The organism is Arsukibacterium sp. MJ3 (assembly GCF_000987765.1).
Taxonomy (GTDB): Bacteria; Pseudomonadota; Gammaproteobacteria; order Enterobacterales; family Alteromonadaceae; genus Alishewanella.
Genome location: NZ_LAHP01000015.1, coordinates 95,936 through 104,086, shown reverse-complemented (window position 1 = coordinate 104,086; position 8,151 = coordinate 95,936). Strand labels below are relative to the sequence as shown.

The window sequence follows — 8,151 nt, the reverse complement described above, 5'->3', positions numbered from 1 at the left end:
ACATAAACAGCACGCCGAAAAAAACCAAACCCAGCTGCTGGACTTATCTGGCCATCAGCTTAACCTTGGTAGTCGGTGTTATTGTGCCGCAATTAAACGCTGCGCCTAAAACTGAAACATACCAAAGCTTTAATGTGGACGTGGTTGGTGCGGGTAAGCCGGTTATAGTTATCCCTGGCCTAATGTCAGATAGCCGCATTTGGCAAGACACCGTCACCGCACTGCAAAACGATTATCAGCTGCATGTAATTAGCATTGCTGGTTTTGCTGGCACCCCCGCTATTGCGGGCGAATTGCTACCTACCGTTAAGCAAGACTTACTACGTTATATTCAACAGCAGCAATTGCAGCAACCGGCCATTGTGGGACACAGTTTAGGGGCGTTTCTGGCTTTTGCTTTAGCAAGCGCTGCGCCAAAGCAGATAGGCACGGTGGTAGCCGTAGATGGCCTGCCGTATATTGCGCCACTATTTAGCCGCAATAACGCAACCCAGGTCAGTGATATGCAGCAACAGGCGCTACAGTTAAAGCAATATTATCAACGTTTAAATCGTGAGCAGCTGCTTGCAACAGCAACCCAGGGTATTTACATTCAGGCACGCTCGGCCGAACATCAGCAATTGGTGTTAGCGATGGCTGCAGCATCGGATAGCCACAGCGTAGGGCAAGCACTGTATGAACTATTAACCACTGACTTACGGCCACAGGTTGGCGCTATTAAAAGTAAAGTATGGTTGCTCGGCGCCAGCGGTGCACTGCCAGAGGCACAACAGCCGCAAGCTGAAGCCTTGTATCAGCAGCAAATTACCACTATTGCTAATGCCCACTTGCTAATGAATACTAACAGCCGCCATTTTATGATGCTGGATGAACCCGAATGGTTTATTACTACGCTTCGCTTGGCATTACAGGAGTAACGCCGCTATGCCAAGCCACTCGTTAACAGCCAATGTCACCTTTACTATTGCCCAGCAAATACAACCTGATGTAAGCGCGGCAATGGCCGGTGATATGCAAGCTTTTAGCCGGCTTATCCGGCGTTGCCAGAATAGTGTTAGCAGTATTGCACTGGCGATTGTTAAAGATTTGGATGCCAGTGAAGAAATTTGCCAGCAAGTGTTTATAGCCGCCTGGCAGCAACTGCATAGCCTGCAAAACCCCGACAGCTTTTTACCCTGGGTGCGGCAAATTACCCGCTACCGTGCTTATAACTATTTACGAGACAGCCATGAAAAACTCACGGAGCGCGGAGAGCACGCCGAAGCCTTACTGGCTACCTTTGCCAGCGACAGTGATCCTGTCACCGATTTTATACGCGCAGAGCACATTGCGATTATACGCGAGTTTTTAGCAGAGCTGCCCGCTGAAAGCCGCGAAATAGTGCTGTTGTTTTACCGGGAAGAGCAAAATAGCCAGCATGTCGCACAACTACTCGGCTTAAACGAGAGCAATGTCAGGAAAAAACTGCAGCGGGTGCGTGAGCTGTTAAAACAGCAGTTGCTGGCCAAATATGGCAAGCTTATTTTAAGCACCGCACCGGGGCTGGGGTTAACCACCGCCATTTGCAGCGCTCTGACCCTCGCCAGCCCGCCAGTGGCCGCAGCCTCAGCCAGTGCATTGGCGGCAAACAGCACGGGTCTGGCCAAAATAAGCTGGTTATTGGGTGGCGCGATGTTAGGTGCTTTGGGTGGAGTGCTTGGGGTTATTTTGGGTATGCGCCAGCCATTGAAGCGGGCCGAAAGCATCCAGGAGCGCCAGCAATTATTGAAATACCGCAATATAAGCATTGGCTGGGTGCTGCTAAGCGGTATCCTGTTGGCGCTGGCTTATCAGTTTACCGCCGGTGCGGTGGCGCCGATATTGGCTTTTAGCCTGTTTATGGCCGGGCTTGGCTACCTGCAGCATGGGGTATGGCAAACCATTAAACCGCGATTGCTGGCTAAAGCAAAACATGACACCCAGGCAAAAAAACGCTATCAACGCAACCGGTTGTGGTGTTGGATTGGTACACTGGGTGGCGCCATGGCCGGTTTTGGTGGCTTAATCATCGGTTTGATGCGCAGTAGCCGCTGGTTTTGGGGCTAAAAAAAACGCCAAGGCTAGCCTGGCGTTTTTAGATTAGATAAAGGCTAGCAACTAAATGTATTTAACGTTAATAATTTCAAACTCAACCACGCCTTTTGGAGTTGTAATATTAGCCACGTCATCTACTGATTTACCGATTAAACCGCGGGCAATGGGTGAATTAACCGAAATTAAATTGTTTTTAATGTCAGCTTCGTCATCGCCTACGATACGGTAGGTTACTTCTTCTTCAGTAACCAGGTTTAAAATAGACACCGTGGCACCAAATATCACTTTGCCGTTGTTAGGCATTTTACTGATATCGATAATTTGCACATTAGACAATTTGCCTTCGATATCCTGAATACGGCCTTCACAAAATCCTTGCTGCTCGCGAGCAGCATGGTATTCCGCATTTTCTTTTAAATCGCCATGGGCACGGGCCTCAGCGATAGCCTGGATAATGACAGGCCGTTTTACCGATTTAAGCTCATGCAGTTCAACACGCAATGCTTCTGCGCCTTGAATTGTCATCGGAATTGGACTCATCCGTTCACTCTCTTATGTAATTCTTGAATAGAATTGACGTTGTTAAAAGCACTGGCAGTATTCGCCTTACAGGTAGCGAATGCTGCGTTTAGCGTTGTAGTATAGTTGGCTTTATGTTGCAGTGCACCACGGCGTAAAACTTTAGAGTCTTCAATAGCCTGGCGCCCTTCGGTAGTGTTAACAATGTAACTGTATTCGCCATTTTTAATCCGATCCAAAATATGTGGCCGGCCTTCGAATACTTTGTTAACAGTACGACATGGTACGCCGGCAGCAGCCAAGGCCCTAGCGGTGCCACCAGTGGCATCCAGTTCGAAACCGATTGCCACCATTTCTTTTGCCAACGCCACAACCCGCACTTTATCGCTGTCTCGTACCGAAAGCAAGGCTCTGCCACCGGTTGGGATCACGCTACCTGCACCTAACTCACCTTTAGCAAACGCTTCTTCAAAGGTGTCGGCAATACCCATTACTTCACCGGTTGAACGCATTTCCGGGCCAAGAATTGGGTCAACGCCCGGGAACTTGTTAAACGGGATCACCACTTCTTTTACCGAAAAGTACGGTGGAATAATTTCGCGGGTAATGCCCTGCGAGGCCAGCGACTGACCAACCATGCAGCGGGCACCTACTTTGGCTATCGCCACACCGGTTGCTTTAGACACAAAGGGTACGGTTCGGGCTGCACGCGGGTTTACTTCAATTAAATACACTTCGTTATCTTTTACCGCAAACTGGGTGTTCATTAAGCCTACTACCCCAAGCTCTAATGCCAGCTTTTTCACTTGCTCACGCATTACATCCTGAATTTCTTTGCTTAGGCTGTGCGGTGGTAAAGAACAAGCAGAGTCGCCTGAGTGAACACCGGCTTGCTCAATATGCTCCATAATGCCGCCGATAATTACCTCTTTGCCATCACATATAGCGTCAATATCAACTTCAATGGCATCATCGAGGAAGTTATCTAGTAGCACGGGTGAGTCGTTTGACACGCTTACCGCTTCGGTCATGTAACGGCGTAAATCTTGGTCATCATAAACAATTTCCATGGCGCGGCCACCCAGCACATAGGACGGACGAACCACCATGGGAAAACCAATTTCATGGGCGCGCGCTAAGGCTTCTTCTACACTGGTTACCGTAGCATTTTGCGGCTGTTTTAAGCCTAAGCGGTCTACCGCCTGTTGAAAGCGCTCACGGTCTTCTGCGCGGTCAATGGCATCTGGCGACGTGCCTATAATTGGCACGCCATTTGCTTCCAGCGCCCGCGCTAATTTTAATGGGGTTTGGCCACCGTATTGTACAATTACGCCTTTAGGTTGTTCTATCCGCACAATTTCTAGCACGTCTTCTAGCGTTATCGGTTCAAAGTATAAACGGTCAGACGTGTCGTAATCGGTTGATACAGTTTCAGGGTTACAGTTAACCATAATGGTTTCATAACCGTCTTCACGCAGCGCCAGTGCTGCATGTACACAACAGTAATCAAACTCGATACCCTGACCAATTCGGTTTGGGCCACCGCCAATAATCATAATTTTATCGCGAGTAGTCGGCGCCGCTTCACACTCTTCATCATAGGTGCTGTAAAGGTAGGCCGTGTCTGAGGCAAATTCGGCGGCGCAGGTATCAACCCGCTTATACACCGGGTGCAATTTATAGCCATAACGTTTTTTGCGTACTTCGTTTTCACTAACACCTAATACGTCAGCAATACGGCTATCGGCAAAACCTTTGCGTTTTAGCCTTTTCAAACGGGCTTCATCTAAGGCCGCAAAACCATCTTTTGCCAGTGCTTGCTCTTCTTTTACTAAGTCTTCAATTTGCGCTAAGAACCAGCGGTCGATGTTGGTAAGGGTATAGATATCGTCCATGCTCATACCAAAACGGAAAGCATCGGCAATGTACCAAATACGGTGTGAACCTGGCTCACGCAATTCGCGGGTAAGTTTATCTTTGGCTTCCGGCTGGTTAATATCAATAATCGGATCCAGACCAGACACGCCAATTTCCAGGCCACGCAGTGCTTTTTGCAACGACTCCTGCTGGTTACGGCCAATGGCCATTACCTCGCCCACCGATTTCATCTGGGTAGTAAGACGATCGTTGGCACCGGCAAACTTTTCAAAATTAAAACGCGGCACCTTAGTAACTACATAGTCGATACTTGGCTCAAACGAGGCTGGTGTGCGGCCACCGGTAATGTCATTTGCCAGCTCGTCTAGGGTATACCCCACTGCTAACTTTGCTGCCACTTTAGCAATCGGAAAACCAGTGGCTTTAGAGGCTAGTGCAGAAGAGCGTGATACCCGTGGGTTCATTTCGATGATTACCATCCGGCCGTCAACCGGATTAATACCGAATTGCACATTTGAGCCGCCGGTTTCAACCCCAATTTCACGCAGTATCGCCAAAGAGGCATTACGCATAATCTGGTATTCTTTGTCGGTTAAGGTTTGCGCCGGGGCCACGGTAATAGAGTCACCGGTGTGCACGCCCATCGGATCAAAGTTTTCAATGGCACAAACGATAATGCAGTTATCGTTTTTATCGCGCACCACTTCCATTTCATATTCTTTCCAGCCAATTAACGACTCATCAATTAACAACTCTTTGGTTGGCGACAAATCGAGGCCACCGGTACAAATTTCTTCAAACTCTTCGCGGTTATAAGCAATGCCGCCACCCGAGCCTCCCATGGTAAAAGACGGCCGGATAATACACGGAAAGCCAATGTCGTCCAGTACCTGATACGCTTCTTCCATCGAGTGCGCAAAGCCCGCGCGCGGACACGCTAAACCAATAGAGCGCATGGCTTTATCAAAGCGGCTTCTGTCTTCTGCCTTGTCAATAGCATCGGCGGTGGCGCCAATCATTTCAACATTGTATTTCGCCAACACGCCATGGCGCTCTAGTTCCAGCGCACAGTTCAGTGCAGTTTGGCCGCCCATGGTTGGCAGCACCGCACACGGCCGCTCTTTTTGAATAATTTTCTCTACTACCTGCCAATGTATAGGCTCGATATAAGTGGCATCGGCCATATCCGGATCGGTCATTATGGTCGCCGGATTAGAATTTACCAGAATAACCCGGTAGCCTTCCTCGCGCAGCGCTTTACACGCCTGCGCGCCTGAATAGTCGAATTCACACGCCTGGCCAATCACGATGGGGCCGGCGCCTATAATCAGAATGCTTTTTATGTCGGTACGTTTTGGCATTGGGTCAGTCTCTCCGTAATTCGTGTTTTAGGCTTTATGCTGTTGCATCAGCGTAATAAAGTGGTCGAATAGCTCAGAGGCTTCATGCGGGCCGGGGCTGGCTTCAGGGTGGCCCTGAAAGCTAAATGCCGGCTTGTCAGTACGATGAATGCCCTGCAATGAACCATCAAACAACGACTTATGGGTAACACGTAATGTGGCAGGCAAGGTGGCTTCGTCTACGGCAAAGCCATGGTTCTGGGCGGTGATCAGCACTTTTGAAGTGTCAAGATTTTGTACCGGGTGGTTAGCACCATGATGGCCAAACTTCATTTTTAAGGTGTTGGCACCACTGGCCAACGCCAGTAACTGATGGCCCAAACAAATGCCAAACAGCGGAATGTCTGTTTCAAGAAAGCTTTTAATGGCAGCAATCGCATAGGTGCAGGGTGCTGGATCGCCCGGGCCATTGGATAAAAAGATGCCGTCGGGTTGCAGTGCCAATACCTCACTGGCCGGTGTTTGTGCCGGCACCACGGTTAGCTTGCAACCACGGTCTGCTAACATGCGCAGAATATTGCGCTTAACACCAAAATCGTATGCTACTACATGAAACTGCTGTGGTGCAGCAGGCTGATAGCCTTCGCCCAGTACCCAGCTGCCTTCAGTCCATTGATAAGGCGCTTTTACGCTGACTTCTTTGGCTAAATCCATGCCCGCTAAGCCCGTAAAATCTTTTGCCAGCTGCAACGCCTTTGCCTGATCCAGCTTATCACCGGCCATGATGCAACCGTTCTGGGCGCCTTTTTGCCGTAAAATACGGGTTAACTTACGGGTATCAATATCGGCGATGCCCAAAATATTATGCTGCGAAAGATAGTCAGAAAGTGAAAGTTGATTACGAAAATTACTCGCTAACAGCGGCAGATCGCGAATAATCAGGCCCTTGGCCCAAACTTGTCCAGATTCTTCGTCTTCGCTATTGGTGCCGGTGTTACCAATATGGGGGTAAGTGAGTGTTACTATTTGCTCTGCATATGAGGGATCAGTTAATATTTCCTGATACCCGGTCATCGAGGTGTTAAACACCACCTCACCTACAGACACTCCTTCAGCGCCAATGGCTGTACCGTGAAATACGGTGCCGTCTTCCAGTACGAGCAGGGCGGACTTAGTCAAAATAACCTCCAAACAGCAAAAAACGGGGAAAAACCAACTGTATTTTACCTCCCGTTTTGACCCAAAATTCTAATCTGCGTATTCGCCCAAGTTAGTAACCGGGCAAACCTGCATATTCTAGGCGAAAAGCACAATTTTGGCTACGGCTAATTTGGTTTTATTCAGATTTAGCTGCTTTCGCTGGTTATTGAGTTTAGTTGCTTAAAAGCTTAGGTTAAGTCAGCTAAACCTAGCACTTGCTGCATAGAATAAAGTCCGGGCTGTTTATTTTGCAACCACAAAGCAGCACGCATGGCGCCTTGGGCGAAGGTGTTTCTGCTGGAGGCTTTGTGGGTTATTTCCAGTCTTTCGCCTAAATCTGCAAACAAGGCGGTATGATCACCAACAATATCACCGCCGCGCACCGTAGCAAAGCCTATAGTTTGCGCGGGTCGCTCACCCGTTATTCCCTCACGGCCATACACCGCCACTTCCGCCAAATTGCGCTCTAGTACTTTGGCAATACTGGCACCAATGGCCATAGCGGTGCCTGAGGGGGCGTCTTTTTTAAAGCGATGATGCGCTTCAATTATTTCAATATCGGCGGTTTGCCCCATTACTTTGGCGGCAGTTTGCACCAAATGCAGCATTAAATTTATACCGACACTCATATTAGGTGCCCAAACAATAGCAATGTGCTTGCTGGCTTGCTGCAGCTGTTGATATTGGCTGTCGGTTAAACCGGTTACCCCAATTACCATGGCTTTTTTGGCTGCCACCGCCAACGCTACATGCGCCAGCATCGGCTCGGGCATAGTAAAGTCAACCCAAATATCGGCGCTGCTAATGCTGGCACTGCCGGTGGCCGTCAACGCCAGCCCCAGTTTACCGCAACCAGCCAGCTCGCCGGCATCAACCCCCAGCAATGCCGAGCCTGGCCGCACTGTGGCAGCGGTAAGGTTTAACTGTTGCTCTTTGGCAACAGTGGTTAAAGCACGACCCATACGGCCGTTAGCGCCGAATATTCCGATAGCAGGCATAAGCTTACCCTGTATAAATAACGATGGCGGCTATTAAAGCAAAAGCAGCCAATAGGTGGAAGCAAAATAGCCATCTTAATGGCTATTTGTTTACCATAATTAACAACAGACGCCATAACCTTTCTTTCTAAGTGTTATTAGTG

Annotated in this window: 6 protein-coding genes; 2 read left to right on the top strand and 4 right to left on the bottom strand. The window is 49.0% G+C overall.

The features are described from left to right. Positions 1 to 917 (top strand): alpha/beta fold hydrolase (locus VT06_RS12150; RefSeq protein ID WP_369796913.1); only part of this gene is annotated, 917 nt, incomplete at its 5' end. 7 nt (positions 918 to 924) lie between these two features. Further along, positions 925 to 2,085 carry an RNA polymerase sigma factor gene (locus VT06_RS12145; protein WP_046554576.1) on the top strand — a complete coding sequence of 387 codons (1,161 nt, stop codon included), beginning with the start codon at positions 925 to 927 and terminating at the stop codon, positions 2,083 to 2,085. 51 nt (positions 2,086 to 2,136) lie between these two features. Here VT06_RS12145 and greA read toward each other — a convergent pair whose 3' ends face one another. The 4 genes from greA to dapB form a co-directional block, all read right to left on the bottom strand. After that, the gene (gene greA / locus VT06_RS12140; RefSeq protein WP_046554575.1) at positions 2,137 to 2,613 is read right to left on the bottom strand and encodes a transcription elongation factor GreA; all 477 of its coding nucleotides are present in this window, start codon (positions 2,611 to 2,613) and stop codon (positions 2,137 to 2,139) included. After that, positions 2,610 to 5,831, bottom strand: coding sequence for a carbamoyl-phosphate synthase large subunit (gene carB / locus VT06_RS12135; protein ID WP_046554574.1), 3,222 nt, complete (start codon positions 5,829 to 5,831; stop codon positions 2,610 to 2,612). The genes greA and carB overlap by 4 nt, the downstream gene beginning before the upstream one ends. A gap of 27 nt (positions 5,832 to 5,858) precedes the next feature. Next, entirely contained in the window at positions 5,859 to 6,989 is a 1,131-nt protein-coding gene (gene carA, locus VT06_RS12130) for a glutamine-hydrolyzing carbamoyl-phosphate synthase small subunit (protein ID WP_046554573.1), read from the bottom strand. A gap of 209 nt (positions 6,990 to 7,198) precedes the next feature. Next, positions 7,199 to 8,008, bottom strand: a complete 810-nt coding sequence (dapB, locus tag VT06_RS12125; protein ID WP_046554572.1) for a 4-hydroxy-tetrahydrodipicolinate reductase — start codon at positions 8,006 to 8,008, stop codon at positions 7,199 to 7,201. Between the last annotated feature and the right edge of the window lie 143 nt (positions 8,009 to 8,151).